This window comes from Microbacterium sp. ISL-103 (genome assembly GCF_018613995.1).
Taxonomy (GTDB): Bacteria; Actinomycetota; Actinomycetes; order Actinomycetales; family Microbacteriaceae; genus Microbacterium.
Window position 1 is genome coordinate 1,865 of record NZ_JAGGPD010000020.1, and the last position, 883, is coordinate 2,747.

Genomic DNA, 883 nt, shown 5'->3' on the forward strand with positions numbered 1-883 from the left:
GCCGCAAAGACGGGTGTGCCGAACGTGACTCCCGGCACTGCGGGGAAGGTGGGTTCGGTGAGTTCGAGGGTCCACCCTGTACCGCGCGCGTTGAGTCCGCTGACGGGTGCGCCGTTCAGAGGAATCTGCAGGTCGTACTCGTTCTGCAGAGTGCCGGTGGGGTCGATCTCGCGGACGTGGACGGTGAAGGCGGTGGTCGCGGGGACGACAGCCGCGGCAGTGGTGTCGGTGAGGGTCTTGTCGATGGCGACGGAACCGCGGGTGACTCCCTGTCCGGTGCCGCTCCCCCTGTTGTTCTGGGTCGTGGAGGTGGCGATGCGGATCCCGGCGCCGGCGATCTCGTTGCTGTACGTGGTTCCGGGCGCGTCCATGCCGCCGCTGGTCGTGCAGGTCGTGTAGGTGATGACGTACTGGTACTCGCGGCTGAAACCGTCGCTGGTGCCACCGGGTGTGGGGAGGTCGACAGCTTCGATGTCGAGGGTGATCTGCTGACCATCCGTGGTGGCGGTCGTCGCGCCGGTGAGGTCGACGGGTGCGAGGCCCCCGTTCTGGATCTGGTCCCGCGCCTCGACGCGGAGGCCGAGCTGTGCTGCGATCCCCGAGGTGGGATCGCCCGCTTCGCACACCTGCTGGGAGGCGGAGAGGGTGTCGGTCAGCGTGAGGACGGCTTCGTCTTCGATGAGCTCACCGGGGAGGGTGACCGTCCAGGAGATGGTGGTCTGAGGCATGTGCGGAACACCGTCAAGGACGGTGGTCGCGCTGTTGATGCGGCCGGACTTCCCCTGGGCGCGTGCGGGAACGCGTGCAGCGCTGCTGGCGGTCTGTCCGTCGACCGCGACGTCGTTGCTGTACGCGGTGTTGACGTTCGGGAGGTCGGTGGCGG

The 883-nt window shown here is 68.0% G+C and carries 1 protein-coding gene; it reads right to left on the bottom strand.

Annotation, left to right across the window (positions count from 1 at the left end; translation table 11 throughout):
• On the bottom strand, positions 1 to 883 hold an 883-nt coding region (locus J7E68_RS01055; protein ID WP_215169057.1), incomplete at both ends, for a hypothetical protein.